Raw genomic sequence first — 24,522 nt, forward strand, 5'->3', positions numbered from 1 at the left:
GGATCAGGCGTCGACGCGGCCACCCGGGGCCGGCCGCGCCAGGGCCCACAGGCGCGGGTAGGCGGCGGCCATCGCCTCCGTGTCCGCGAAGTCCACCGGCACGCCCTCGGGATCGCGCGGCTGCTCCGGCAGGCCGAGGTCGGGCAGCTCGGTGCCGGTCAGCCGGTCGTAGGCGTCGTAGGCGGCGAACCCCACGTCCTCGGCGTCGCCGTCGGTGTGCCGGTCGAAGCCCTCGGGGCCGAGCAGCTCGGCGAGCGCGTCGGGCTCGTGCAGGGTGCCCTCGAACACCTGCCGGCCGCGGCTGATCAGCCAGCAGCGGAAGTTCTCGAACGCCGCGTCCCCGGCGTCGCCGAGCAGCACCCAGGCGGCGCCCCACACGTCCCAGCGGTAGGCCCGGCCGAAGCGCGACTCGAAGTGCCGCGCGAAGTCGGTGACGGCCTCCGGGTCGAGGTCCGCGAGACGATCGACCAGCAGGTCGGCGTGCGCCTCGGGATCGCCACCCGCGGATTCCCGGGTGCTGTCGATGATCTCCCAGAAGTCCGTTTCGTCCATCACGACAACAGGATCCCGCCCGCGGCGTCCGTACGCACGCCGGGAAAGCCGGACAGAAGATGTCTGGTTTCCCTGCGAGCGTGTGATCCGTCGATATCCACGACGTGAGAGGAACGTGCGTGAACCAGCAGGACAAGCCGCTGACCGGGAGAATCGCGCTGGTGGCGGGCGCGACCAGGGGCGCAGGACGGGCCATGGCCGTCGAGCTCGGCGCGGTCGGCGCCACGGTCTACGTGACGGGAAGGACGACCCGCACGGCCGTCAGCGAGGTCGGTCGGGCCACCGAGACCATCGAGGAGACCGCCGAGCTCGTGACCGCCGCCGGCGGCGAGGGCGTCGCCGTGCCGACCGACCACCTGGAGCCGGAGCGGGTCCGGGCGCTGGTCGACCGGATCGACCGCGAGCGGGGACGTCTCGACGTCCTGGTCAACGACGTCTGGGGCGGCGACCACCTGCTCGACCTGTCGTTCGGGACGAAGATGTGGGACCTCGACCTGGCGGGCGGGCTGCGCATGCTGCGCCTCGGCGTCGAGAGCCACATCATCACCTCCCACCACGCGCTGCCGCTGCTGACCCGGAACCCCGGCGGTCTGGTGATCGAGGTGACGGACGGCACGAGCGAGTCCAACCGCCGCTACCGCGAGAGCTTCTACTACGACCTGGCCAAGACCGCGCCGATCCGGATGGCCTACGCGCTCGGCGAGGAGCTGCGGGAGCCGGGCTGCACGGCTGTCTCACTCACCCCGGGCTGGCTGCGCTCCGAGGCGATGCTGGACACCCACTTCAAGGTGGCCGAGGAGAACTGGCGGGACGGCATCAAGCAGGACCCGCACTTCGCCATCTCCGAATCCCCCACCTTCGTCGGCCGCGCGGCGGCGGCGCTCGCCTGCGACCCGGACGTCGCCCGCTGGAACGGCCAGTCGCTCTCCAGCGGCCAGCTGGCCCGCGAGTACGGCTTCACCGACACGGACGGCTCCCGACCGGACGCCTGGGCGTACATCAGGGACGCCGTTCACGAGGGGCGGGACGTCGACGTGGCCGACTACCGCTGACCACCCCCCGCCCGACCTCCGGACCGACAAGGACCCCCATGCGCGAAACCCCCGAGGAACTCGCGGAGCTCCAGGCCCTCCTCGACGCCTCGCTTCCCCGCTCCACCTCGCACCTCCGCTCGATCATCGACACCGAGCGGACCCTGACCGCCACCCGACTCACCCAGGTCCTCACCGGCATGCGCGTCCTCGCCCTGTCCACCGTGACCGCGAAGGGCGAACCGCGCGTCAGCGCCGTGGACGGGCACTTCCTCCACGGGAAGTGGCACTTCGGCACGGCGCGGGCCGCCGCCAAGGCCCGCCACCTCGCCGCCCGCCCCGCCGTCAGCGCCGCCCACCTGCGCGGCGAGGACCTCGGCGTGTTCACGCACGGCACGGCCGAGATCCTCAACCCCCGGGACGCCGAACCGGACGCGGACTGGCCCGAGCTGCTCGCCTACTTCAGGGACCACTACGGTGGGGACGCCTTCGACTGGGAGAACGACGTCGTCTACTACCGGCTGCGCCCGCACTGGATGACCGTCTACGCACCCGACCTCGCGAAGCTCACCGCGGCGTCGTCCGGGTCCTGACATGGGGAACGAGACCATCGACGTGGTGGGGGCCCGCACCAACAACCTGCGGGACGTGTCAGTGAGCATCCCCAAGGGACGGCTCGTGGCCTTCACCGGAGTGAGCGGCAGCGGCAAGACCTCGCTGGCCGTCGACACCCTGCACAGCGAGGCCCAACTGCGGTACCTGGAAGGGCTCTCCCCGTTCGTCAGGCAGTACATCACCCAGCGCAACCGGCCCAAGGTCGACCGCATCCTGGGGCTCGGCGCGACGCTGGCGGTCGACCAGCGCCGCCTCAACCGCAACCCGCGCTCCACGGTCGCGACGATCACCGGCATCGACGGGCACCTCGGGCTCCTCTACTCGCGCCTCCCGACGATCGGCGCCGACCCGGCGGCCGAGAGCGGGGGCGGGCCACTGACGACCGCCCACTTCGACCGCGACTCGCCGGAGGGCGGCTGCGCGGACTGCCACGGGGTGGGCGGGCGCTGGCAGGCGCAGGAGGACCTGGTCATCACCCACCCGGACCTCCCGCTCTTCGAGGGCGCCTCGCCCTGGTTCGCGAAGTGGCGTTCCGGCGAGCACGTGTTCATACCGGCGTTGGCCGAGAAGCGGGGCGTGGACCTGGGCCGGCCGTGGCGGTCGCTGCCCGAGGAGTTCCGGCACCGCGTGCTCCACGGCACGGGTGACGAGAGGATCGAAGCGACCGTCGACATACCGAACAGGAACGAGCGGGCCCGGATGACCTACACCTCGAGCCAGCCGCTGCGGGGCGCGCTCGCCGAGGTGGAGCGGGTGTTCGTGAACGCCCGGACGGCCGGCGCCAAACAGCGCTACCTGCCGTACATGCGCAAGCAGCCCTGCGCCGGCTGCGGCGGCAGCGGGTACGACCGGGTGGCCAGGTCCGTGCGGCTCGGCGGGCTGAGCTACCCCGACCTGATCCAGGTGGAGGTACGCGAGGTGCGCGACTGGGCGAGGCGGGTCGCGGACCAGCTGGACGCCGGTCAGCGCGAGGTGGGCGAGCCACTGCTCCAGGACCTGGGCCGCCGGCTCGGCATCCTGGACCGGCTCGGCCTGGCACACCTCCAGCTCTCCCGGAGCGCGACGACGCTGTCCGGCGGCGAGGCGCAGCGGACCCGGCTCGCCGCGCAGCTCAGCACCGAGCTGAGCGGCATCACCTTCGTCCTGGACGAGCCCGGCACCGGGCTGCACCCGGCGGACAAGGCGCACCTGCTCGACATCGCCCTGGAGCTGAGCGAGGCCGGCAACACGGTGCTCCTCGTCGAGCACGACCCCGAGCTGATCGCCCGGGCCGACTGGGTGGTCGACATGGGACCGGGCGCGGGCCGCCTCGGCGGCGAGGTCCTGGTCTCCGGGCCCCCCGCCGACGTGGCCGCCCACCCGGGGTCACTGACCGGGCGTCAGCTGTCCGGCCGAGCGCCGCGGCCGCGCCGGAACCGCCGCCCGATCCGGGACGACACCGGCTGGGTGGAGCTGCGTGGGCTGCGCGCCCACAACGTGACCGCGGAGCTGGTGCGCTTTCCCGTCGGCCGGCTCACCTGCCTGACCGGGGTGAGCGGCAGCGGCAAGAGCAGCCTGCTCGGCGCGCTCGGGGCGAGCGTCGAGGCAGCGCTGAACGGGACGGTGGCCGACGGGGTGCGGGAGGTGACCGGCCTCGAGGGGTTCGGCTGGGTCGCCGTCGTCGACCAGGAACCGCTCGGCCGGACCCCGCGCTCCAACCCGGCCACGTACAGCAAGGCGTTCGACATCATCCGCAGGCTGTTCGCCGGCACCGAAACGGCGCGCGAACGCGGCCTCGACGCGTCCTGGTTCAGCTTCAACACCGTGGGCGGCGGCCGCTGCGAGACCTGCACCGGCTACGGTCGCAAGCTGGTCGACATGCACTTCCTGCCGGACGTGTGGGTGGTCTGCGACGCCTGCGACGGCCGGCGGTACCGGCCGGAGGCCCTGGACGTCACCTACCGGGGGCTGGCCGTCGACCAAGTGCTCGAGCTGACCGTCGACGAGGCCGTGGAGCGGTTCGCCGAGCCCCCACAGCTCGCCGAGACCCTGGGGGCGCTCCGCCAGGTCGGGCTCGGATATCTCCAACTCGGCCAGAGCGCGACGGAGCTGTCCGGCGGCGAGGCACAGCGGCTGAAGCTGGCGTCCGCGCTCAGGCGCGGCGCCACCAGCCGCGGGGCCGGCCTCGTCGTCCTCGACGAGCCCGTCTCCGGCCTGCACCCCTCCGACGTCCAGCGGGTGGTTGACGCGCTGGACGCGCTGCTGGACTCGGGCAACACGGTCGTCGTGGCCGAACACGACATTCCGGTGGCCGCGTCCGTGGACTGGCTGATCGACCTGGGCCCGGGCGCGGGACCGGCCGGCGGCTCGGTGGTCGCGGCGGGCCCCCCGGACACCGTCGCGAAGGCCGACACCCCGACCGCCGGCTTCCTCCGCCGCCACGCGGCGGGCCTGCCACTCCTGGAGCCAGGGGAAGCCGCGCGTCAGGCGGCGCGAAGGCCCACGATGCCCCAACCACGGCGGTCGGCCTCCACGACGACGACGGCGCCCCAGTCCACCAGGGACCGGGCGAACGTCCCGTAGCCGGGGATCCATCCCCCGGACGCCGCGGCGTACCGCGCGAACGGCTCCCACAACGCGCCGATCGCGGGCGCCGCGTTGTCTCAGTAACGTCTGAGCGCGGCGCGGGCGGCGGCAGACTCGTGCCATGACTGGTGTGGGACTGGATGACGACGGCTTCATCGCGCGGGAAGGCTCGCTGGACCGTGTGTCCCGGGAGTTCGTCCCGGTGGTCGCCGCCGCCCGGGCGCGGATCGCCGAGGCTTTCTGCCCCGCGCGGCTGCACAGCGCCTACCTGTACGGAAGCATCCCTCGTGGCACCGCCAGGCCGGGGGTCTCCGACTGCGACATCCTGCTTGCCACGAGGGCGGAGCCCTCTCCGGCCGAAAGGGCGGACGCCGATGCGCTCGCGTCCCGGCTTGATGCCTCGTTTCCACAGGTCGACGGGGTCGGCGTGCTCCTGTTCAGCACCAGTACCCTGCTGAGTGAACATGAGCGGTACGACCTGGGCTGGTTCGTGGCCTGCCTGTGCACCCCCCTCCTGGGTGACGACCTCGCCGCCAAGCTCCCGCGGTACCGCCCCTCCGCCCTGCTCGCTCGGGAGACCAATGGCGACTTCGCGGACGCCCTGCCGTCCTGGCGGCGGCGAGCGGCTTCCGTCATCACACCCGCTGAGCGCCGTACGCTCAGCCGTGCGGTGGCCCGCCGGATCGTGCGTACCGGGTTCACGTTGGTCATGCCGTGGTGGGGCGGATGGACCAGCGATCTGGCTGAGTCCGCCGACGCGTTCGCCCGCTACTACCCGCAGCGCGCCGAGCAGATGCGGCGGGCCGCCACTGTCGGCCAGGCGCCTACGGCTGACACGGCAGTGCTCACCATGATGATCCAGGACCTGGGGCCGTGGCTGGCCGCCGAGTACCTCGCGGTCCACGGGAGGAAGGCACCGCGCTCCTGACAGGGGACGTGCGGTCAGGACCGGTAGTTGGCGGACATCCGCTCCGCCGCCGCGGCCAGCGCCTCGCGGAGGGACGTGGGTTCGTGGACGACCGCCTCGGGGCCCAGGGCGAGCAGCTGCGTGTAGGCGACCTCCTCGGACTCCACGGCCAGCGTCGTGGTGACCCAGCCGTCGGCGTCCGGGGGCGAGGCCGCCGCCAGCGCCTCGGCCGCGGCCTCGCGGTCGGTGACGTGGCGCAGGGCGCGCACCCCGGCGGGGGAGAGGCGGAGGTGGATCTGGGCGCGGAGGATGGAGCGGGCGAAGGCGGCCGCCTGGTCGGTCCAGAAGGCGGGGAGGTCGAAGGACTCGTCGCGGGTGAAGCGCTCGCCCGGCGCCGTGACGGAGCGGAAGCGGGAGACCCGGTAGACCCGGGGGCGGTCGGCGCCGGCCGGGCGGGCCGCGAGGTACCAGGTGCCGGCCTTCAGGACCAGGCCGTAGGGGTCCAACGACCGCTCCACCTCCGCCCCGTCGCCGCGCCGGTAGGTGACCAGGATCCGGAGGTCGTCCCAGACGGCCTCGGCGACGGCCGGCAGCAGCTCCGGCGTCTCGGGCGGCTGCCACCAGCCGGGGGCGTCCAGGTGGAAGCGCTGGGCGGCCGTGTCGGGGGCGGAGCGCAGCTCGGGGAGGAGGGCGGCGGAGACCTTGAGCTGGGCCGCCGAGGCGGCGTCCGCCAGGCCCATGTCGCGGAGTGCGCCGGGGACGCCGGAGAGGAAGAGGGCCTCGGCCTCGCTGCGGCCAAGTCCGGTGAGGCGGGTGCGGTAGCCGCCGACGAGGCGGTAGCCGCCGGCGCGACCGCGGTCCGCGTAGACGGGGATGCCGGCCTCGGAGAGCGCCTGCACGTCGCGGGCGACCGTCCGCTCGGAGACCTCGAGTTCGGCGGCCAGTTCGGCGGCGGTCATCGCCCTGCGGTCCTGGAGCAGCAGGACCAGTCTGATCAGTCGGGCAGCACGCATGGGACCACCCATGAAATCATGGGTGGCCATGAGGGGCCCGGTCCCGTGCGTTGGCGCGACAATCGGGACCGGAGCTCCCCTGGGAGCCGCGTCGGACGGCAGGACAGGCAGTGCGGCGCGGCTCACTTCCAGGGAGACTGTAAGCCTTTGATCGATGATCGATCAAAGGTTCGGAGCAAAAAAATCGGCGAATCGGAGAAATTGGCATCCCGTGCCAGGCCCGGCGCCGCCATCAGGCACGCGGTGCACAGTTCAGGACGTGCTCCTTGACCAGCTCCCCGATGCGCGGGTCCCGCCGTAGGAAGGCGTCCACCAGCTCCTGGTGCTCCTCGGCGTAGGACTGCTGCCGGGTGCCGAGCCAGCGGATCGACAGCGCCGTCCAGATCTCGATGCCGAGCGACTCCCAGGTGTGCAGCAGCACGCTGTTCCCCGACGCCTTCACCAACTCGTGGTGGAACGCCACCGTGTGCCCCACCTGGGCCTCCGCGTCCGCGAGCCGGTCCGCCTCGCGCAGCGCCGCCACCTCGGGCGTGAGCGCCGAGACGTCGCCGGCCAGCCGCTCGGCGGCCAACTCGGCCGCGATCTGCTCGAGGCCGGCCCGCACCGGGTAGATCTCCTCCAGGTCCGCGGCGGTCAACGCCCGCACCCGGACCCCCTTGTTGGGCGCCGACTCGATCAGCCGCAGCGTCTCCAGCTCACGCAGCGCCTCGCGGACGGGCGTCTGGCTCACGTCGAGCTCGGCCGCGATCCGCCGCTCGACGATCCGCTCGCCGGGCTGCCAGCGCCCGCTGACGATGCCCTCCACGATGTGCTCGCGGATCTGCTGGCGCAGCGAATGGATGACGGGCATGCCCACAGCTCGCTCACTCTCCCATCGGTGATCGACTCGGTGGTCAACGTGGCCGCGCCCCGCCCGGAGGGTCCGGGCGGGGCGCGGCCTCACGTCGGCTGCCGGACAGCCCTTACAGGCCGAGCTCGCCTTCGAACGCGCCGGCCTCCAGGCGGGCCTTGACGTCCGCCAGGTAGCGGGCGGCGTCCGCGCCGTCGACCAGCTGGTGGTCGTAGGACAGGGTCAGGTAGACCATGTCCCGGACGGCGATGGTCTCGCCGAGCTCCGGGTGGTTCACGACCACCGGGCGGCGCACGGTGGCGCCGATGCCCAGCTCCGCGACCTGCGGGTAGTTCACGATGATCGTGTCGAACAGCGCGCCGCGCGAGCCGGTGTTGCTGATCGTGAACGTGCCGCCCGACATGTCGTCGGGGGAGAGCCCGCCGCCACGCACCTTGCCCGCCAGCTCCGCCGTCTTCTTGGCGATGCCGGCCAGGCTCAGGTCGCCCGCGCCCTTGATGACGGGGACCATCAGGCCCTTCTCCGAGTCCACCGCGATGCCCACGTTCTCGACGTCGTGGTAGGTGATGGTGCCGTCGTCGTTGATCCGGGCGTTGACCGACGGGTGGGCCTTGAGGGCCTCCGCCGCCGCCTTCACGAAGAACGGCATCGGGGAGAGCTTGACGCCCTCACGGGCCAGGAACGCGTCCTTGGCCCGGGCCCGCAGCCGCATGATCCGGGTGACGTCGACCTCGATGACGGTGGACAGCTGCGCCTGGTTGTGCAGCGCCTTCATCATGTTCTCGGCGATGACCTTGCGGATCCGGCTCATCTTGACCGTCTGGCCGCGCAGCGGCGACGGCTGGACGGGCGCCGGCGCCTGGGCGGCCGGCGCCGCCGGGGCGGCGGCGGGAGCCGCGGCGGCCGCGCGGGCGGCCTCGGCGGCGCTCAGCACGTCCTGCTTGCGGATGCGGCCGCCGACGCCGGAGCCCCGGACGGTGGACAGGTCGACGCCGTTCTCCGCGGCCAGCTTGCGCACCAGCGGGGTGACGTAGGCGCCGTCCGCCGCGGGGGCGGGCGCGGCGGCCGCCGGGGCCGGAGCCGGCTTGGCGGCCGGAGCCGGGGCCGGAGCCGGCGCGGGGGCCGGGGTCGGGGCAGGGGCCGGCGTGGGAGCCGGTGCCTGGGCCGCGGGGGCCGGGGCAGGGGCGGGCGCCGGAGTGGGCTCGGGGGCGGGAGCCGGGGCCGGGGCCGCCGGCGCGGGGGCTGCGGCCGGAGCGGCGCCGGCCGCGCCGATGACGCCCAACTTGGCGCCCACCTCGGCCGTCTCGTCCTCGCCGACCGTGATCTCCAGCAGGGTGCCGGCCACGGGCGCGGGGATCTCGGTGTCGACCTTGTCGGTCGACACCTCGAGCAGCGGCTCGTCGGCCTCGACCGAGTCGCCGACCGCCTTCAGCCAGCGGGTGACGGTGCCCTCGGTGACGGACTCGCCGAGCGCCGGCAGCACCACGTCGGTGCCGGAGGCGCCACCGGCCGGCGCCGCCTGGGCCTGGGCCGGCTCGGGCGCCGGCGCGGCCGGGGCCTGCGCCGCGGGCGCCGGCTCAGGGGTCGGCTCGGGCGCCGGCGCGGCCGGGGCCTGCGCCGCGGGCGCCGGAGCGGCAGCCGGCGCGCCGGAACCGTCGTCGATGACCGCCAGCTCGGCGCCCACCTCGACGGTCTCGTCCTCGCCGACCTTGATGGACGTCAGCACGCCCGCCGCGGGTGCGGGGATCTCGGTGTCGACCTTGTCGGTCGACACCTCGAGCAGCGGCTCGTCCACCTCGACGCGTTCGCCTTCGGACTTCAGCCAGCGGGTGACGGTGCCCTCGGTCACGCTCTCGCCGAGCGCCGGAAGGGTTACGGAAACCGCCATGGTTTCTGTTGCTCCTTACGAAAAGTGGCAAATGGTCATGCGCGCTCTGGGATAACGCGGCCAGGTCAGTCGTGGGAGTGCAGCGGCTTGCCGGCCAGGGCCAGGTGGGCCTCGCCGAGCGCCTCGTTCTGCGTCGGATGCGCGTGGATCAGCTGGGCCACCTCGGCGGGCAGCGCCTCCCAGTTGTAGATCAGCTGGGCCTCGCCGACCTGCTCGCCGAGCCGGTCACCGACCATGTGGATACCGACGACGGCGCCGTCCCTGACGCGCACGAGCTTGATCTCGCCCGCCGTCTTGAGGATCTTGCTCTTGCCGTTCCCCGCGAGGTTGTACTTGAGCGTGACTACCTGGTCGGCGCCGTACAGTTCCTTGGCCCTCGCCTCGGTGATGCCGACGGACGCCACCTCCGGGTGGCAGTAGGTGACCCGCGGCACGCCGTCGTAGTCGATCGGCACCGGCTTCAGGCCGGCCAGGCGCTCGGCCACCAGGATGCCCTCGGCGAAGCCGACGTGTGCCAGCTGGAGGGTCGGGATCAGGTCGCCCACGGCCGAGATGGTCGGCACGTTGGTCTGACAGTACTCGTCGACCAGGACGAAGCCGCGGTCCGTCGCGACCCCGGCCTCCTCGTAGCCGAGCCCCTGCGAGACGGGGCCGCGGCCGATGGCGACCAGCAGCACCTCGGCCTCGAAGGTCTTGCCGTTGTCCAGGGTGACCCGCACCCCGTCGGCCGTGTACTCGGCGCCCTTGAAGAAGGAGCCGAGGGAGAAGTTGATGCCGCGCTTGCGGAAGGCGCGCTCCAGCAGCTTGGAGCTGTTCTCGTCCTCGACGGGGACGAGGTGCGGCAGGCCCTCGACGATGGTCACGTCGGCGCCGAAGGACTTCCACACCGAGGCGAACTCGACGCCGATGACGCCGCCGCCCAGCACGATCGCGGACTTCGGCACCCGGTCGAGCACCAGCGCGTGGTCCGAGGAGATGATCCGGTCGCCGTCTATCGTCAGGCCCGGCAGGGACCTCGGCACGGAGCCGGTGGCCAGCACGATGTGCCGGCCGGTGTACCGCTGGCCGTTGACGTCCACGCTCGTGGGGGAGGACAGCCGGCCCTCGCCCTCCACGTAGGTGATCTTCCGGGAGGCCACCAGGCCCTGCAGGCCCTTGTAGAGGCCGGAGATCACGCCGTCCTTGTACTTGTGCACCCCGGCGATGTCGATGCCGTCGAAGGTGCTCTTGACGCCGAACTCGGAGCCCTCGCGGGCCGCGTCGGCGATCTCGCCCGCGTGCAGCAGGGCCTTGGTGGGGATGCAGCCGTTGTGCAGACAGGTGCCGCCCAGCTTGTTCTTCTCGATGAGAGCGACGTCCAGGCCCAGCTGGGACGCCCGCAGGGCCGCGGCGTAGCCACCGCTGCCGCCACCGAGGATCACTAGGTCGTAAACGGTGCTGGCGTCGTTCGCCACGTCACGTTCCTCCAAGATGGGGTTTTCGCCCGCGGCCGGTCGACGGTGACCGGCCGGCGGGTTCCGGTGCCGCCTGGTGGCGGCGTGGTGTGGCTCTCCTGGTGGGTGAGCCGCGGCCCTGTCCTGCCGGGACACCATCTTTGCACGCTGCGACGGAGGACGGGCCCGAGGCCCTGCCCCGGCGACCGGGCACCGGCCCCGGGCCCGCCCCGGTCAGCCGGCCAGCTCCCCGCCGGCGGCCCGCTCCGCGAGACGCACCAGGGTGCGCACGGCGGATCCGGTGCCGCCCTTGGGGGTGTAGCCGAAGGGGCCGCCCTCGTTGAACGCGGGCCCCGCGATGTCCAGATGCGCCCAGCGCACCCCGTCCGCGACGAACTCCTTCAGGAACAGGCCGGCGGAGAGCCCGCCGCCCATCCGCTCGCCCACGTTGGCCAGGTCGGCCACCGGCGACTTCAGACCCTCGGCCAGCTCGGCCGGCATCGGCAGCGGCCACGACTGCTCGCCCGCCTGCCCGGCCGTCTCGTGCACCAGGTCGCGGAACGTGTCGTCGTTGCCCAGCACGCCGAAGGTGCGCTTGCCGAGCGCCAGCACCATCGCGCCGGTCAGCGTCGCCACGTCGACCAGCGCGTCGGGCGACTCCTCGCACGCCCTGGTCAGCGCGTCCGCCATCACCAGACGGCCCTCGGCGTCGGTGTTGAGCACCTCGACCGTCTTGCCGCTGTACATGGTCAGCACGTCGCCCGGCCGGACCGCGGAGCCCGACGGCATGTTCTCGGCGAGCGCCAGCCAGCCGGTGACGTTCACCCGGAGCCCGAGCCGGGCGGCGGCCAGCACCGTCGCGAACACGGCGGCCGCGCCGGCCATGTCGCACTTCATCGTCTCGTTGTGCCCGGCCGGCTTGAGCGAGATGCCGCCCGAGTCGTAGGTGATGCCCTTGCCCACCAGCGCCAGCGTCGGGGCGCCCTCCGGGTCCGGCGCGTAGGCCACCCGCACCAGGCGGGGCGGCGAGGCCGAGCCCTGGCCCACGCCGAGCAGGCCGCCGTAGCCGCCGGCCGTCAGCTCCTGCTCGTCGAGCACCAGCGTCTCGACGCCGTACTCGGCGGCCGCCGTCTCCACCAGGGCCGCGAACCCGGCCGGGTTCAGCGCGTTCGGCGGGGTGTTGACCAGGTCGCGGGCCCTGGCGACCTCCTCGGCCAGCACCAGCGCGCGCTCGGCGGCCACCGCGTGCGCCTCGTCGCCGGCGTCCGCGTCGAGCAGCGTGACCCGGGAGAGCGGACCGCTGTCGGCGCCGGAGAAGCCACGGCCGCGGAAGGCGGTGAACGCGTAGGCGCCGAGCAGCGCGCCCTCGGCCACCGGCGCGATGCCCGCCGCGCCGCCCACCGGCAGCGCGAACGCCGCGTGCTCCGAGCCGGCCAGCGCCCTGGCCGCGGCGCCGGCCGCCCGGCGCAGCGTCTCGGCCCGGTAGTCGGCGCCCGACTCCGGCGCGGTGCCCAGGCCGACGGCGACCACCAGCGGCACCGGCAGCCCTTCGGGGGCCGGCAGCCTGGTGATCTCCTCCTCGTCGCCCTTGGCGCCGAGGGTGCTCAGGGCGGCCGCGAGACCGCCGTCGAAGGCGGCGTCGACGGACGCCGCGGCCGGCGAGCCGGGCGCGATGACCGGCCCGGACTCGCCCTTGGCGAGCCCGATGACCACGGCGTCGGCCGGCACCGCGGTCGCCGCGAGATTGCTGAGGGTGAGTGCAGTCACTGTGTTGGTGTTCCTCGTCGTCGTCACTGTCCGCGCGGGGCGGGCGCCGCCCTGATACCCGGCATTCGCCAGAAGACTACGCCCGGTGTCGATCAACCCGCCGTCACGGCCAGTGCCACCAGCGCCACGGTCGCCGCGACCTCGGCCGCCGCGCCCAGCACGTCCCCGGTGACGCCGCCCAGCCGGCGCCGGCAGTGACGCAGCAGCGCCTCGGCCGCGCTCAGCGCGAGCACCGCGGCGCAGCACGCGGCGAGCGCGCCCGCGACCCCGCCCGTCAGCGCCCCGGCGCCGGCCGCCATCGCGCAGGCCCCGGCCACCGCGACCGCCGCGGCCGGCAGCGGCACCGCCCGCGCCACCGTGGCGCCGAGCCCGTCGGGACGTGCCGGCGGCGGTCCTGAGGCCCGGCAGGCCCAGGTCAGCGCGGCCCGCGACACCAGGGCCGCGACCAGCGCCGCCGCCGGTGGGCTCGCCGCCTCGGCCAACGCCGCGATCTGGGCGGCGAGCACGAGGACCAGCGTGACCACCCCGAACGGGCCGATGTCCGACCGCTTCATGACCGCCAACGCCTCGTGGGGCGGCCGGCCGCTGCCCAGGCCGTCCGCGACGTCGGCCAGGCCGTCCAGGTGCAGGCCACGGCTGAGCACGGCCGGCACGGCCGTGGCGGCCACCGCCACCAGCGCCGGTCCGGTGTCGAGCGCGCCCAGGAACCAGGCGACGGCCGCCGCCGCGACCCCCACCACGAGCCCCGCGACGGGCGCGCACGCCATGCCCACTCCGGCCACCGCCCGGTCCCACCGGACGCCGCGCACCGGCAGCACGGTCAGCGTGGCCAGCGCGAACCGCGGCCCGTCCGTGATCGTGATCCTCGGGGCCCCGGGCGGCGTGGCGTTCATCGGACCGCAGCGTAGCCCCGGAGGCTGGGGAGGTCATGGTGCACTGGTGGACTCGTAACATCGTCGATCCGGGAAAGCTGCCGCTGCTGCTCGCCCTGGTGGCCTTCGTCGTCACCTTCCTGGTGACGCGCTGCATCACCCGGCTGATCCGGGCCGGCCGCGGACCGTTCCACGACGTCTCGGCCGGCGGGCAGCACGTCCACCACGTGGTGCCCGGCGTGGTGCTGATGCTGGCCGGCGGCTTCGGCGGGGTGGCCGCCGGCACCCAGAGCTGGGTCGGCGCCACCACGGCGGTCGTCTTCGGCATCGGCGCCGGGCTCGTGCTCGACGAGTTCGCCCTGATCCTCTACCTGCACGACGTCTACTGGTCGGAACAGGGCCGGCGCAGCGTCGAGGCGGTGGTCCTGACGGCGGCCATCGCGGGCACCCTGCTCACCGGCTTCCTGCCGTTCGGCATCAACGGCGCCGGCCCCGTGGAGCGGCTGATCAGGTTCAACCTGGTGCTGACCGTGCTCGCCAATCTGGTGGTGGTGCTCGTGGCGCTGGTGAAGGGGAAGTACGTGATGGCCGTCTTCGGCGTCCTGCTGCCGCCGGTGGCGCTGGTCGGCGCCCTGCGGTTGGCGCGTCCCGACTCGCTCTGGGCACGGTGGCTCTACAAGCGGTGGCCGAAGGTGCGGGCACGGGCGGAGCGGCGGGCCGAGCGCCACGACGCGCGGTGGGACAGCGTGGGCCGCCGCATCGGCAACATCCTCGCCGGCCCCCCCAACGACGAGCGCTGAGGGGCCCACCCCGCGGAGCGGGGCGGTCGGTCAGTCCGTCCTGGTCGGCAGCTCCGCCGCCAGCGCCGCCGCCGCGCGGATCAGGGGGAGGGCGAGGAGCGCCCCGGTGCCCTCGCCGACCGTCACGCCCTGGTCGAGGAGCGGCTCCATGGCCATCCGGTCCAACGCCTTGGCCTGCCCGGGCTCGCCGCTCGCCTGGCCGGCCAGCCACCAGTCCGGCGCCCGGAAGGCGATCCGCTGGCCGACCAGCGCGCACGCCGCCGAGACGACGCCGTCGAGCACCACCGGCGTGCGCCGGACCGCGCACTGCAGCAGGAAGCCCGTCATCGCGGTCAGGTCGGCCCCGCCGACCGCGCCGAGGAGTCGCAGTTGGTCGCCGAGCACCGGCCTGGCCCGCCGCAGGCCGTCCCTGACGGCCGCGCACTTCCGCATCCACGTCAGGTCGTCGATGTGCCGCCCGCCCCTGCCGGTCACCACCGACGCGTCCGTGCCGCACATCGCGGCGATCAGCACGCCGGCCGCGGTCGTGCCGCCCACCGAGACGTCGCCGAGCACCAGCAGGTCGGTGCCCGAGTCGGCCTCCTCGTCGGCGATGGCCATGCCGGCGCGGAACGCCCGCTCGGTCTCCTCCTCGGTCAGCGTGTCCTCGATGTCCAGCCGCCCCGAGCCGCGCCGCACCCGGTACCGGCTGACCTCCTCCGGAAGTTCGTCCGCCGGGCAGTCCAGCGACAGGTCGACGATCCGCAGCGGTACGCCCGCCTGACGGGCCAGCACGGCGGCCGGGCTGGTGCCGTTCAGCGCGTCCCGCACCAGGGCGGTGGCGCCGCCGGCCGGGCGGGCCGAGACGCCGAGCGAGGCCACCCCGTGGTCGCCCGCGAACAGCAGCGCCCTGGGCCGCTCGACGGGGGCCACCGGCACCCGGCCCTGGGCGGCGGCCAGCCAGGCGCCGATCTCGTCGAGCCGGCCAAGTGCCTTGGGCGGTACGCCGATCCGGGCCCGCCGCTCCTCGGCCTGCCGCCGGAGCCTGGCACTCGGCCGCTCGATGAGATCGCCGAAGTCATCGAGGTTCACGCCGCCGAGGTTCACACCGCCGTCACTCATGGCACACGAGGGTAGCGCTCCGGCCCGCACGCCCCCGAGCGTGGCTCAGCCGCGCAGCGCCAGCGCACAACCGGCCGTCATCAGCAGCACCTGTTCGCACTCGGCGGCCACCGCCGCGTTGAGCCGGCCGAGTTCGTCGCGGAAGCGGCGGCCGGCCGGGGTGCCGGGCACCACGCCCGCGCCGACCTCGTTGCTCACCAGTACCACCCGCCGCCGCGTCGACCTGACCGCCGCGACGAGCGCCGCCGTCCGCTCCGCGAGGGCGGCCCGCCAGCCCTGGCCCTCCCAGGCGCCCACCTCGTCCATGGCCGCCGTCAGCCACAGCGCGAGGCAGTCGACCAACAGCGGTGGGGCGTCCGGAAGTTCGAGCAGCGGCAGCAGGTCGGTGGTCTCCACCGTCGTCCAGCCGGCCGGCCGCCGCTCCCGGTGCTCCGCCACCCGGGCCCGCCACTCGGCGTCGTCGGCTCGCGCCCCGCCGGTGGCCGCGTAGACGACGTCGGGGAACGTCGCGAGGCGCCGCTCGGCCTCCGCCGACTTGCCGGACCGCGCGCCGCCCAACACCAGGGTGCGGCGCGGGGGTTCCGGCACCTCCCGGAAGTCGCCCACCAGCAGCGTGCCGCCGTCCGGCACCGCACGCGCGCCGGCCGCGGCGAGCCGCCTGCGCGACTCGTCGCCCGGCGGCACGTCGTGGTCCAGGTGCACCGCGACCACGTCGGTGGTCAGCGCCACCGCGCCGGCGGCGCGCAGCCTGGCCAGCGCCTCGGGCCGGCCCGCCACGTCCAGCAGGCACAGGTCGTAGGGGGCGGTGTCGGCCAGTCCGGCGGGCGCGCCGCCCGGCGGCAGGTAGAGGAGCCGGCCGCCGTCGGGACCCGTCACCGCGTACCCGGTGCCCGGGGTGTCCATGGCGACGGCGGTGACCCGGTGGCCGCTGAGCAGCGTCAGCTCCCGGCCGTCCGGCAGCCGCACCGGGCCCGGCAGACCGGGCGGGAACTCGAGCGCCGGGCCGTCGTGCGGGTGGGTCAGCAGCACCTGCCGGACCCCGCCGAGCGACCGCCCGGCCCGGGCCGCGGCCAGCGCGACGCCCGGCGTCAGGTCGAGCAGCAGCACCCCGTCGACGAGGAGCGAGGTGGCCGTTCTGACGTCCTCGCCGAGCGCCCGGGCGCAGTTCGCGCACGGGCAGCCGGGACGGGGGAGGCCGGCGGGGGCACCGGTGCCGAGCAGGGTGACGTCCATGGCCTGATCCTCTCGGATCGGTCCGGCTCGTCGGCTGATGTGCGCACATGTGCCCCGCGGGACGGGTCGGTGATCTAGTCTGCGGTCAGGAAGTCGCGGCCGGGTGGTGCATCAGGAGGCGGACATGGCGTGGGAGTGGCGTTTCGAGAAGGCGGACGGCACCACGACGGAGCCCTCCCAGGACCCGGGCGACTTCGGGACCCAGGGCGACGCCGAGTCGTGGATCGGGGAGATCTGGAGCGAGCTCCTCGACGAGGGCGTCGACCAGGTGACCCTCCTGGAGGACGGCCGCGAGATCTACGGGCCGATGAGCCTGCACTCGGCGCTCGACGAGTGACGAGGCCCTGCCGGGAGCTGAGCGGAGCCGGGTGTTCCTGCCGATGTTCGCCGCGGCACCGCGCCCGGCGAGTGGTGCGGATCCGCCTCCCGCGGAGCGCTCACGCCTCGCCCAGCGTGACGTCGGCGGACTTCCGCTCGCCGTCCCGCGCGTAGCGCACCCGCACCGTGTCGTCCGGCCGGTGCGAGGCCAGCGCCTCGGTGAGCGACACCACGTCGGTGACCGGGTCGGCGCCCAGCTTCACCAGCACGTCGCCCGGGCGCAGCCCGGCCCGGTCGGCGGGGCCGCCCTCGGTGACGTCGACGATCGCGGCGCCGGCCGGCTCGAAGCCGTCGCCGAGCACGGTGCGCACCGAGACGCCCAGCGCGGCGCGGCCCGAGTCCACCACCCGGCCGTGCTCGATCATCTGGTCGGCCAGCGAGGTCACGGTGGAGGCGGGGATGGCGAAGCCGATGCCGGGGGCCTGGCCGCCGCCGAGCCCCGGGTCCCTGGCGGCGAGCGTGGGGATGCCGACGACGTCGCCCGACAGGTCGACCAGCGCGCCCCCGCTGTTGCCCGGGTTGATGGCGGCCGAGGTCTGCACCATGTTGCCCAGCGTCGCCTGGCCCTCGCCCTCGCTGACCGAGCGGCCGACCGCCGAGACGATGCCCTGGGTGACGCTCGACGAGAGGCCGAGCGGGTTCCCCATCGCGAGCACGATCTGGCCGACCTCCACGCGCGAGGAGTCGCCGAACTCGGCGGCCCGCAGCCCGTCGGGCGGGTCGGTCAGCGCGATCACCGCGAGGTCCTGCGGCGGGTAGGAGGACACCAGACGGGCGCTGAGCGGCGTCTGGCTGGTGGCGAGCAGCACCTCGAAGTCCCGGCCCTCGCCGACCACGTGCGCGTTGGTGACGATGTGGCCCGAGTCGTCGTACAGCACGCCCGAACCCAGGCCGTCCTCGGTGGTGATCTGCACGACGGACGGCAGCACGTCGTGCACCACGTCCTGATAGGCGGCCTCCAGGTCGCCCGGGATGGCGTGCGGCACGGGGGGATCCTCCGCGGCCGACGAGCCACCGGTGCAGCCGCCGGCCAGCAGCAGCGCCGCCGCGCAGCCGGCGGCCGTCCACGTGCTGGCTCGGGGGTCCCGGCGGTCCCGGGAGTCGGTGCGCCCTCTCACAACGGCAGTGTGGCCGCCGCCCGCGTCCTCCGCGAGCGGCGGCCGCCGTTCGAGTGTCGCCGGTCACGCCAGGACAGGCCCTAGCGGCGGGGCTCCTCGCCGCGCTTGATCTGGGGCCTGGGCAGCCGCATCCGGCGCATCTGCATGGTGCGCATCAGCGCGTAGGCCGTGGTGCCGCGGAGGTTCTCGCCGGGGAAGCGGGCCCGCAGCTGCTTCTTCAGCCGGCGCGACATCAGCACCGAGTCGAACACGATCATCACGATGACCGCGAGCCACATCAGCAACGCGATGTTCCGCGCGGTCAGCGACGGCAGCATGCTCAGCACCAGGATCAGCACCGCGATGGGCAGGAAGAACTCCGCCACGTGCCACTTGGTGTCCACGAAGTCCCGCACGAACCGCCGCACGGGGCCGCGGTCCCGGGCCGGCAGGTGCCGCTCGTCACCGGAGAGCAGGGCCTCGCGCTGCTTGTTCATCGCGGTCCTGCGCTGCTCCCTGGCCCGCCGCGCCGCGTCCCTGCGGTTGGTCGGCGGCTTGACGACGGCACGCCGCAGCGCCTCGGCCTCGCTGCGCTTGGGCGTGGGCCGCCCCTTGGGCGCCTGCGGGTCGCGGCCACGGTCTTCCCGCTCGGCTTCTGCGGAGCGGGCCTGGTCTTCTTTCGAACGGCTTCGGAACACGACTCCAAGCCTACGGTCTCGTCCGGCGGGACGACCCCGGCCGCCAGGCACGATCACGCAACGGACGCTTCGGGACGCGTCGGACCCGGGCCGTGGGGTGTACGCGGGCGCCCCGCGTAATCGTCCTGAGGTAGGAGCCATTCGCGGCCGAGCGGTGCGCTAATGGAGAGGTGACCCGTAGGGTAGTAGGGGATCAACAGGTTGGTCACAGGTTCGAGCCCGGCATGAAGGGGGCGCGCGAGGCCCATGAGCGGTGTGATGAAGCGGATGGGGATGCTCTTCCGCGCGAAAGCCAACAAGGCCCTTGACCGGGCCGAGGATCCGCGGGAGACGCTCGACTACTCGTACCAGAAGCAGCTCGAGCTGCTCCAGAAGGTGCGGCGTGGCGTCGCGGACGTGGCCACCTCGCGCAAGCGGCTCGAGCTCCAGCTGAACCAGCTCAACGGCCAGTCGGGCAAGCTGGAGGAGCAGGGCAGGAAGGCGCTGGCGCTGGGTCGGGAGGACCTGGCCCGCGAGGCGCTGACCAGGCGCTCCGGGCTCCAGCAGCAGATCGCCGACCTCCAGCAGCAGCACGAGACGCTGCAGAACGAGGAGAACAAGCTCACCCTGGCGGCCCAGCGCCTCCAGGCCAAGGTGGACGCGTTCCGCACCCGCAAGGAGACGATCAAGGCCACCTACACGGCGGCCCAGGCGCAGACCAGGATCGGCGAGGCGTTCTCCGGCATCTCCGAGGAGATGGGCGACGTCGGCCTCGCGATCCAACGCGCCGAGGACAAGACCGCCCAGCTCCAGGCCCGTGCCGGCGCCATCGACGAGCTGCTGGCCTCCGGCGCCCTGGACGACGCGACCGGCACCTCCAAGGACGACCTCACGGCCGAGCTCGACCGGATCTCCGGCAACGCGGACGTCGAGTTCGAGCTGGAGCGGATGAAGGCCGAGCTCGCCGGCGGCAGCTCCGCCGGGCGCCAGGCCATCGAGGGCGGCTCGGGGGTCGAGGAGCGCCAGGAGGAGGAGCAGCGCTCTCCGCGGTTCGACAAGCAGTGACCGCCGACCGGCGGTGACCACCCCCTACGAGACGGCCGGAGGGCTACATGATCGTGCGGATCATGGGGGAGGGGCAGGTGCGGCTGGACGACAGCCACTTCCCCGAGTTGAACAAGCTCGACGACGAGTTGCTCGCCGAGGTCGAGTCCGGTGACCTGGACGGCTTCCGGCGCACCCTCGGGGCCCTGCTCGCGGCCGTCAGGAAGCTCGGCACCCCCCTGCCGGACGACGCGCTCGAGCCGTCCGAGCTGATCCTGCCCGCACCCGACGCGACCATCGACGAGGTGCGGGCGATGCTCACCGAAGACGGCCTGATCCCCGACTGAGCCAGTTCGCCGTCGTGAATCCCGAGCAAGGCGCCCAGGCCAAGCAGTGGCTGCGGGTGCACCCCCTAGCGCTCGACGCGCTGATCGCCACCGCGGTGTTCGTGGTGGTGCTGATCGCGTCCGTGACCATGTCCTCCGCCGGCGGCACGCCGGGCTTCGGCAAGCGCGAGCTGCCGGCCCACACCGTGGTGCTGACGTTCCTGGCCTGCGTGGCGCTGGTCGCCAGGCGCCGCGCCCCCCTGACGGTGCTGGCGCTGGTCAGCGCGGTCAGCGTGGTCGAGCTGCTGCTCGGCACGCAGTCCCACCCGCCGAGCGAGCGGCACGCCTCGCTGGCCATGACGGTGGTGATCGCCGTCTTCACGGTCGCGATGCGCACCGACCGGCACACCACCTTCCGGGTCGCCGTGGTCACCGTCGCCGCCTTCATCCCGGTGACCATGACGCTGGGCGCCCAGCCCTGGTACGCCTCGGAGAACCTGGGCATCGTCGCGTGGCTCGGCCTCGCGGCCACGCTCGGCGAGGCGGTGCGCACCCGGCGCGCCATCGTGGACGCCATCAGGGAGCGGGCCGAGCGCGCCGAGCGCACCCGCGAGGAGGAGGCCAGGCGGCGGGTGGCCGAGGAGCGGCTGCGGATCGCCCGCGAGCTGCACGACGTGGTCGCCCACCACATCGCCCTGGTCAACGTGCAGGCCGGGGTCGCGGCACACGTCATGGACACCCGGCCCGACCAGGCCAAGGAGGCGCTGGGCCACATCAGGCAGGCCAGCCGGCGGGCCCTCGGCGAGCTGCAGAGCACGGTCGGGCTGCTGCGCCAGCAGGGCGAGCCGATCGCGCCCACCGAGCCGGCCAGGGGCCTGGCCGTGCTGGACGAGCTGGTCGACGGCTTCGCCAGGGCCGGCATGTCGGTGGCCGTGCACGCCCCGGCCGCCGAGGCGTCGCTGCCGTCCGCCGTCGACCTGGCCGCCTACCGGGTGGTCCAGGAGGCGCTGACCAACGTGCACAAGCACGCCGGGCCCGAGTCGAGCGCCCGGGTGCGCATCGTGCGCCGCGGGGTGGCCGTCGACCCGGTCCTGGACATCCTCGTCGAGGACGACGGACCCGTGCCCGTGCCCGAGCGTGTAGGCGCCGCCCCGACCGCCGCGCTCGGCGACTCCACCGGCAGCGGCCACGGCCTCACCGGAATGCGGGAGCGGGCCGTGGCGCTGGGCGGCACGTGCGAGACCGGGCCGCGGGACGACGGCGGCTTCCGGGTCCGGGTCACGCTGCCGCTGAGCCCGCCCAGGGCGGAGACCGAGGACGGGGAGCGGGGCGAGCCGGTGGCCCGCACCGGCGGCTGGTGCGGGTGAGCCCGCGTGAGTGGTGAGCTGAGCAGGGTGGTGCTGTGATCAGGGTGGTGCTGGCGGACGACCAGGCGCTGCTGCGGAGTGCGTTCCGGGTGCTGGTCGACTCCGACCCGGGGATGAGTGTCACCGGCGAGGCGTCGGACGGCGCGGAGGCGCTGCGGGTGATCCGCGAGGGCGGCGCCGACGTGGTGCTGATGGACATCAGGATGCCCGGCATGGACGGCCTGGCCGCCACGCGCGCCATCAGCGCCGATCCGGCGCTGGCCGCGGTCCGGGTGGTGATCCTGACCACCTTCGAGTCCGACGACTACGTGGTGCAGGCGTTGCGGGCGGGCGCCTCCGGGTTCCTCGGCAAGGGCGCGGAGCCGGCGGAGCTGCTGAGCGCCATCCGACTGGCCGCCGCCGGCGAGTCGCTGCTGTCGCCCACCGCCACCCGGGGCCTGATCGCCCGCTTCCTCGCCCAGTCCGACGGGAGCGAGCCGCTGGACGACGGCGTGCTCGACGTGCTCACGGCCAGGGAGCGGGAGGTGCTGGTCGAGGTGGCCGGCGGCCTGTCCAACGACGAGATCGCGGCGCGGCTCACGGTCAGCCCGCTGACGGTGAAGACGCACATCAACCGGCTGCTGACCAAGCTCTCGGCCCGCGACCGCGCCCAGCTCGTGGTCACCGCCTACGAGACGGGCCTGGTGCGGCCGCGCTCCGGCTGATCCTTCGGGGTCCGTCGTCGGCCGTCTCACAGGAAGGCGGCCGACGGGATGTACGGGGCCGGCGGGCGCATCCCGCGCAGGCACAGGTAGCCGCCGGGGGCCAGTTCGAGCCCGGCCGCGAGCCCCACGTCCACCGCCCACTCCTGCTCCGCCGTCAGCCGTGGCACGGTGGCCGTCGCCCCCGGCGGCCGGCTCAGCAGCGCCGAGGCCAGCAGCCGCACCGCGATCCGCCGTGAGGTGGCGGCCAGCAGCTCGACGGTGCCGTCGTCGTCCAGGTAGCAGTAGCCGCTGCCGCCGAGGTCGTCCGCCACCACCACCCGGCAGTGCAGCAGCAGCTCCCGGTGGTCGGGGCCGTGCGCGCCGCCGCGCAGCCGGCGGTCCACCGAGTCCATCAGGTCGATCTGCGCCGGGCCGCCCTCGATCGCGGGGCCGTCCGGCGCGGCCAGCCGCGACGCGTCCACCGTGCCGCTCAGCCGCATCACCGGGTGCAGTGTGAACCCGGCGGCCCGGTGCACCCGGGCCGCCAGCGGGTCGCCCGAGCCGCAGATCATCCCGCGCAGCGTGCCCCTGGCGTGCGTCATGGCACGCCGCAGCAGCGCGGTGCCCACGCCCTTGCCGCGCGCCCGCGGGTCCACGACCAGCAGCGAGAGCCCCCACAGGCCCTCGCGCCTGCTGGCCAGTGCCGCGCCGACCGGCCGCCCCGCGACGTCCTCGGCCAGCCAGCAGCCACCGGGGTCGGTGCCCGCCAGGTGCCTGGCCCTGCGGTGGAAGCGCGCGGTGCGGGGCGGCGGCCAGTCCTCCTCGGCCTCGCCCCGCGCGGCGAGCACCACCTGCCGCACGGCCTCGGCGTCGGCGCGGGTGTCACGTACCTGACGCAGCAGCATGACCCCATGGTGGCGCGGCGGCGCGGGTCCTGTCCCGCCGGCCGTCGCGCCGGGCGCCGTAGTACGTGGCTTCGCGGGCCCGGCAGGGGCTACGGCAGCGCCAGCATGCGCTCCAGCGCCACCTTGGCGAAGTGCTCGGTCTCCGCGTCCACCTCGATCCGGTTGACCACCCGGCCGTCGGCCAGCGACTCCAGGGCCCACACCAGGTGCGGCAGGTCGATCCGGTTCATGGTGGAGCAGAAGCAGACCGTGCGGTCCAGGAAGACGATCTCCTTGCCCTCCGGCGCGTACCGGTTGGCCAGCCGCCGCACCAGGTTGAGCTCGGTGCCCACGGCCCACTTGCTGCCGGCCGGGGCCGCGTCCAGCATCCTGATGATGTGCTCGGTCGAGCCCACGTGGTCGGCCGCCGCCACCACCTCGTGTTTGCACTCGGGGTGCACCAGCACCTGGACGCCGGGTATCCGGGCCCTGACCTCCTCGACCGAGTCGAGCGAGAACCGGCCGTGCACCGAGCAGTGCCCGCGCCACAGGATCATCCTGGCCCGGCGCAGCTGGTCGGCCGTGAGACCGCCGTTCGGCCGGTGCGGGTTGTAGACGACGCAGTCGTCAAGCGACATGCCGAGGTCCCGGACCGCGGTGTTGCGCCCCAGGTGCTGGTCGGGCAGGAAGAGCACCTTGCCCGCCCCCTCCGGCCGCTGCCCGAACGCCCACTCCAGGGCGCGGCGGGCGTTGGACGAGGTGCAGACCGTGCCGCCGTGCCGGCCGGTGAACGCCTTGATGTCGGCCGAGGAGTTCATGTACGTCACCGGCACGGTGTCGGCGGCGACGCCGGCGTCGGTGAGCACGTCCCACGCCTCGGCGACCTGCTCCCCGGTCGCCATGTCGGCCATCGAACAGCCGGCGGCCAGGTCGGGCAGCACGACCGACTGCGCGTCCGAGGTGAGAATGTCGGCCGACTCGGCCATGAAGTGCACGCCGCAGAAGACGATGTACTCGGCCTCCGGCCGGGCGGCCGCGTCCCTGGCCAGCTTGAACGAGTCGCCGGTGACGTCGGCGAACTGGATGACCTCGTCGCGCTGGTAGTGGTGGCCGAGCACGAAGACGCGGTCGCCGAGCCGGGCCTTGGCGGCCCGCGCCCGCTCCACCAGGTCGGGGTCGGACGGCGCCGGCAGATCCCCTGGGCAGTCGACGCCACGCTCGCTCGCGGCGTCGGCGTTCCGGCCGAGCAGCAGGAGGGCGAGGGGAGTGGGCTCGACTCCCAGCGTCTGGGCGGTGTTCATGGCACGCACCCTTCCTTTATCGTCGTATTGACGCGATGGATCATAACTCCTTCGCGTCAGTTTGACGACACCGATAGCGTCACTGTGACGCGTTCCGCGTCGCGGCGGGGTGTGCGAGCATGAGTGGGAGAGAAAAGG

The 24,522-nt window shown here is 74.0% G+C and carries 23 protein-coding genes; 10 read left to right on the plus strand and 13 right to left on the minus strand.

Features of this window, described 5'->3' with window-relative positions; all coding sequences use genetic code 11:
• Nucleotides 1-3 precede the first annotated feature (3 nt).
• A complete protein-coding gene (locus tag ACFWI8_RS10590) occupies nt 4-552 on the minus strand; it encodes a DUF4240 domain-containing protein (RefSeq protein ID WP_387088504.1) in 549 nt (182 codons plus the stop codon).
• A 119-nt stretch (nt 553-671) separates the two neighbouring features.
• On the opposite strand from ACFWI8_RS10590, the gene ACFWI8_RS10595 reads away from it, so the two are divergent.
• The 4 genes from ACFWI8_RS10595 to ACFWI8_RS10610 all read left to right on the plus strand — a co-directional run bounded on the left by ACFWI8_RS10595 (nt 672) and on the right by ACFWI8_RS10610 (nt 5,691).
• Nucleotides 672-1,604, plus strand: coding sequence for an SDR family oxidoreductase (locus ACFWI8_RS10595; RefSeq protein ID WP_387088276.1), 933 nt, complete (start codon nt 672-674; stop codon nt 1,602-1,604).
• Between the two features lie 38 nt (nt 1,605-1,642).
• The gene (locus tag ACFWI8_RS10600; RefSeq protein ID WP_387088279.1) at nt 1,643-2,176 is read left to right on the plus strand and encodes a pyridoxamine 5'-phosphate oxidase family protein; all 534 of its coding nucleotides are present in this window, start codon (nt 1,643-1,645) and stop codon (nt 2,174-2,176) included.
• A gap of 1 nt (nt 2,177) precedes the next feature.
• Nucleotides 2,178-4,760: an excinuclease ABC subunit UvrA gene (locus ACFWI8_RS10605; protein WP_387088282.1), complete on the plus strand. Its 2,583-nt coding sequence runs from the start codon at nt 2,178-2,180 to the stop codon at nt 4,758-4,760.
• A 124-nt stretch (nt 4,761-4,884) separates the two neighbouring features.
• A complete protein-coding gene (locus ACFWI8_RS10610) occupies nt 4,885-5,691 on the plus strand; it encodes a nucleotidyltransferase (RefSeq protein WP_387088285.1) in 807 nt (268 codons plus the stop codon).
• Nucleotides 5,692-5,705: 14 nt separating this feature from the next.
• On the opposite strand, the gene ACFWI8_RS10615 is transcribed toward ACFWI8_RS10610, so the two are convergent.
• From ACFWI8_RS10615 to ACFWI8_RS10640, 6 genes are all read right to left on the minus strand, one after another.
• Nucleotides 5,706-6,683 carry a helix-turn-helix transcriptional regulator gene (locus ACFWI8_RS10615; protein ID WP_387088288.1) on the minus strand — a complete coding sequence of 326 codons (978 nt, stop codon included), beginning with the start codon at nt 6,681-6,683 and terminating at the stop codon, nt 5,706-5,708.
• Nucleotides 6,684-6,915: 232 nt separating this feature from the next.
• Nucleotides 6,916-7,539, minus strand: coding sequence for a GntR family transcriptional regulator (locus ACFWI8_RS10620; RefSeq protein WP_387088291.1), 624 nt, complete (start codon nt 7,537-7,539; stop codon nt 6,916-6,918).
• 106 nt (nt 7,540-7,645) lie between these two features.
• Nucleotides 7,646-9,421, minus strand: a complete 1,776-nt coding sequence (gene sucB / locus ACFWI8_RS10625; RefSeq protein WP_387088294.1) for a 2-oxoglutarate dehydrogenase, E2 component, dihydrolipoamide succinyltransferase — start codon at nt 9,419-9,421, stop codon at nt 7,646-7,648.
• 65 nt (nt 9,422-9,486) lie between these two features.
• Entirely contained in the window at nt 9,487-10,875 is a 1,389-nt protein-coding gene (gene lpdA, locus ACFWI8_RS10630; RefSeq protein WP_387088297.1) for a dihydrolipoyl dehydrogenase, read from the minus strand.
• A gap of 213 nt (nt 10,876-11,088) precedes the next feature.
• Entirely contained in the window at nt 11,089-12,621 is a 1,533-nt protein-coding gene (locus tag ACFWI8_RS10635; protein ID WP_387088300.1) for a leucyl aminopeptidase, read from the minus strand.
• 92 nt (nt 12,622-12,713) lie between these two features.
• Nucleotides 12,714-13,514, minus strand: coding sequence for an adenosylcobinamide-GDP ribazoletransferase (locus tag ACFWI8_RS10640; protein WP_387088302.1), 801 nt, complete (start codon nt 13,512-13,514; stop codon nt 12,714-12,716).
• Nucleotides 13,515-13,549: 35 nt separating this feature from the next.
• On the opposite strand from ACFWI8_RS10640, the gene ACFWI8_RS10645 reads away from it, so the two are divergent.
• Nucleotides 13,550-14,293 carry a hypothetical protein gene (locus ACFWI8_RS10645; protein WP_387088305.1) on the plus strand — a complete coding sequence of 248 codons (744 nt, stop codon included), beginning with the start codon at nt 13,550-13,552 and terminating at the stop codon, nt 14,291-14,293.
• Between the two features lie 30 nt (nt 14,294-14,323).
• Here the strand turns inward: ACFWI8_RS10645 and cobT are convergent, their stop codons facing one another.
• Both cobT and ACFWI8_RS10655 read right to left on the minus strand, forming a co-directional pair.
• The gene (gene cobT, locus ACFWI8_RS10650) at nt 14,324-15,394 is read right to left on the minus strand and encodes a nicotinate-nucleotide--dimethylbenzimidazole phosphoribosyltransferase (RefSeq protein ID WP_387088308.1); all 1,071 of its coding nucleotides are present in this window, start codon (nt 15,392-15,394) and stop codon (nt 14,324-14,326) included.
• A 45-nt stretch (nt 15,395-15,439) separates the two neighbouring features.
• Nucleotides 15,440-16,627 (minus strand): bifunctional adenosylcobinamide kinase/adenosylcobinamide-phosphate guanylyltransferase, encoded by a 1,188-nt coding sequence (locus ACFWI8_RS10655; RefSeq protein ID WP_387088311.1) that lies wholly within the window; start codon nt 16,625-16,627, stop codon nt 15,440-15,442.
• A gap of 124 nt (nt 16,628-16,751) precedes the next feature.
• Here ACFWI8_RS10655 and ACFWI8_RS10660 point away from each other — a divergent pair, with 124 nt between their 5' ends.
• The gene (locus tag ACFWI8_RS10660; protein WP_387088314.1) at nt 16,752-16,964 is read left to right on the plus strand and encodes a hypothetical protein; all 213 of its coding nucleotides are present in this window, start codon (nt 16,752-16,754) and stop codon (nt 16,962-16,964) included.
• 100 nt (nt 16,965-17,064) lie between these two features.
• Here ACFWI8_RS10660 and ACFWI8_RS10665 read toward each other — a convergent pair whose 3' ends face one another.
• Both ACFWI8_RS10665 and ACFWI8_RS10670 read right to left on the minus strand, forming a co-directional pair.
• Nucleotides 17,065-18,123, minus strand: a complete 1,059-nt coding sequence (locus tag ACFWI8_RS10665; protein WP_387088317.1) for a S1C family serine protease — start codon at nt 18,121-18,123, stop codon at nt 17,065-17,067.
• Nucleotides 18,124-18,203: 80 nt separating this feature from the next.
• Entirely contained in the window at nt 18,204-18,800 is a 597-nt protein-coding gene (locus ACFWI8_RS10670) for a DUF3043 domain-containing protein (protein ID WP_311603699.1), read from the minus strand.
• Nucleotides 18,801-19,046: 246 nt separating this feature from the next.
• On the opposite strand from ACFWI8_RS10670, the gene ACFWI8_RS10675 reads away from it, so the two are divergent.
• From ACFWI8_RS10675 to ACFWI8_RS10690, 4 genes are read left to right on the plus strand one after another with little or no spacing between them, the layout of a single operon-like run.
• Nucleotides 19,047-19,844, plus strand: a complete 798-nt coding sequence (locus ACFWI8_RS10675) for a PspA/IM30 family protein (RefSeq protein WP_387088322.1) — start codon at nt 19,047-19,049, stop codon at nt 19,842-19,844.
• Between the two features lie 47 nt (nt 19,845-19,891).
• Nucleotides 19,892-20,170 (plus strand): hypothetical protein, encoded by a 279-nt coding sequence (locus ACFWI8_RS10680; RefSeq protein ID WP_387088325.1) that lies wholly within the window; start codon nt 19,892-19,894, stop codon nt 20,168-20,170.
• 14 nt (nt 20,171-20,184) lie between these two features.
• The gene (locus tag ACFWI8_RS10685; protein WP_387088328.1) at nt 20,185-21,516 is read left to right on the plus strand and encodes a sensor histidine kinase; all 1,332 of its coding nucleotides are present in this window, start codon (nt 20,185-20,187) and stop codon (nt 21,514-21,516) included.
• A 35-nt stretch (nt 21,517-21,551) separates the two neighbouring features.
• Nucleotides 21,552-22,220, plus strand: coding sequence for a response regulator (locus ACFWI8_RS10690; RefSeq protein ID WP_387088331.1), 669 nt, complete (start codon nt 21,552-21,554; stop codon nt 22,218-22,220).
• A 26-nt stretch (nt 22,221-22,246) separates the two neighbouring features.
• Here ACFWI8_RS10690 and ACFWI8_RS10695 read toward each other — a convergent pair whose 3' ends face one another.
• Both ACFWI8_RS10695 and nadA read right to left on the minus strand, forming a co-directional pair.
• Entirely contained in the window at nt 22,247-23,104 is an 858-nt protein-coding gene (locus ACFWI8_RS10695) for a GNAT family N-acetyltransferase (protein WP_387088334.1), read from the minus strand.
• 89 nt (nt 23,105-23,193) lie between these two features.
• Nucleotides 23,194-24,384 (minus strand): quinolinate synthase NadA, encoded by a 1,191-nt coding sequence (gene nadA, locus ACFWI8_RS10700; RefSeq protein ID WP_387088337.1) that lies wholly within the window; start codon nt 24,382-24,384, stop codon nt 23,194-23,196.
• Between the last annotated feature and the right edge of the window lie 138 nt (nt 24,385-24,522).

This window comes from Streptomyces sp. NPDC127098 (assembly GCF_042722465.1).
Lineage (GTDB): Bacteria > Actinomycetota > Actinomycetes > Streptomycetales > Streptomycetaceae > Streptomyces > Streptomyces millisiae.

Coding starts and splice junctions, on each gene's coding strand:
- ACFWI8_RS10590 (WP_387088504.1), bottom strand. CDS start 552: ATGGACGAAACGGACTTCTGGGAGATCATCGACAGCACCCGGGAATCC.
- ACFWI8_RS10600 (WP_387088279.1), top strand. CDS start 1,643: ATGCGCGAAACCCCCGAGGAACTCGCGGAGCTCCAGGCCCTCCTCGAC.
- ACFWI8_RS10605 (WP_387088282.1), top strand. CDS start 2,178: ATGGGGAACGAGACCATCGACGTGGTGGGGGCCCGCACCAACAACCTG.
- ACFWI8_RS10610 (WP_387088285.1), top strand. CDS start 4,885: ATGACTGGTGTGGGACTGGATGACGACGGCTTCATCGCGCGGGAAGGC.
- ACFWI8_RS10615 (WP_387088288.1), bottom strand. CDS start 6,683: ATGCGTGCTGCCCGACTGATCAGACTGGTCCTGCTGCTCCAGGACCGC.
- sucB (WP_387088294.1), bottom strand. CDS start 9,421: ATGGCGGTTTCCGTAACCCTTCCGGCGCTCGGCGAGAGCGTGACCGAG.
- ACFWI8_RS10640 (WP_387088302.1), bottom strand. CDS start 13,514: ATGAACGCCACGCCGCCCGGGGCCCCGAGGATCACGATCACGGACGGG.
- ACFWI8_RS10645 (WP_387088305.1), top strand. CDS start 13,550: ATGGTGCACTGGTGGACTCGTAACATCGTCGATCCGGGAAAGCTGCCG.
- cobT (WP_387088308.1), bottom strand. CDS start 15,394: ATGAGTGACGGCGGTGTGAACCTCGGCGGCGTGAACCTCGATGACTTC.
- ACFWI8_RS10655 (WP_387088311.1), bottom strand. CDS start 16,627: ATGGACGTCACCCTGCTCGGCACCGGTGCCCCCGCCGGCCTCCCCCGT.
- ACFWI8_RS10660 (WP_387088314.1), top strand. CDS start 16,752: ATGGCGTGGGAGTGGCGTTTCGAGAAGGCGGACGGCACCACGACGGAG.
- ACFWI8_RS10675 (WP_387088322.1), top strand. CDS start 19,047: ATGAGCGGTGTGATGAAGCGGATGGGGATGCTCTTCCGCGCGAAAGCC.
- ACFWI8_RS10680 (WP_387088325.1), top strand. CDS start 19,892: ATGATCGTGCGGATCATGGGGGAGGGGCAGGTGCGGCTGGACGACAGC.
- ACFWI8_RS10695 (WP_387088334.1), bottom strand. CDS start 23,104: ATGCTGCTGCGTCAGGTACGTGACACCCGCGCCGACGCCGAGGCCGTG.
- nadA (WP_387088337.1), bottom strand. CDS start 24,384: ATGAACACCGCCCAGACGCTGGGAGTCGAGCCCACTCCCCTCGCCCTC.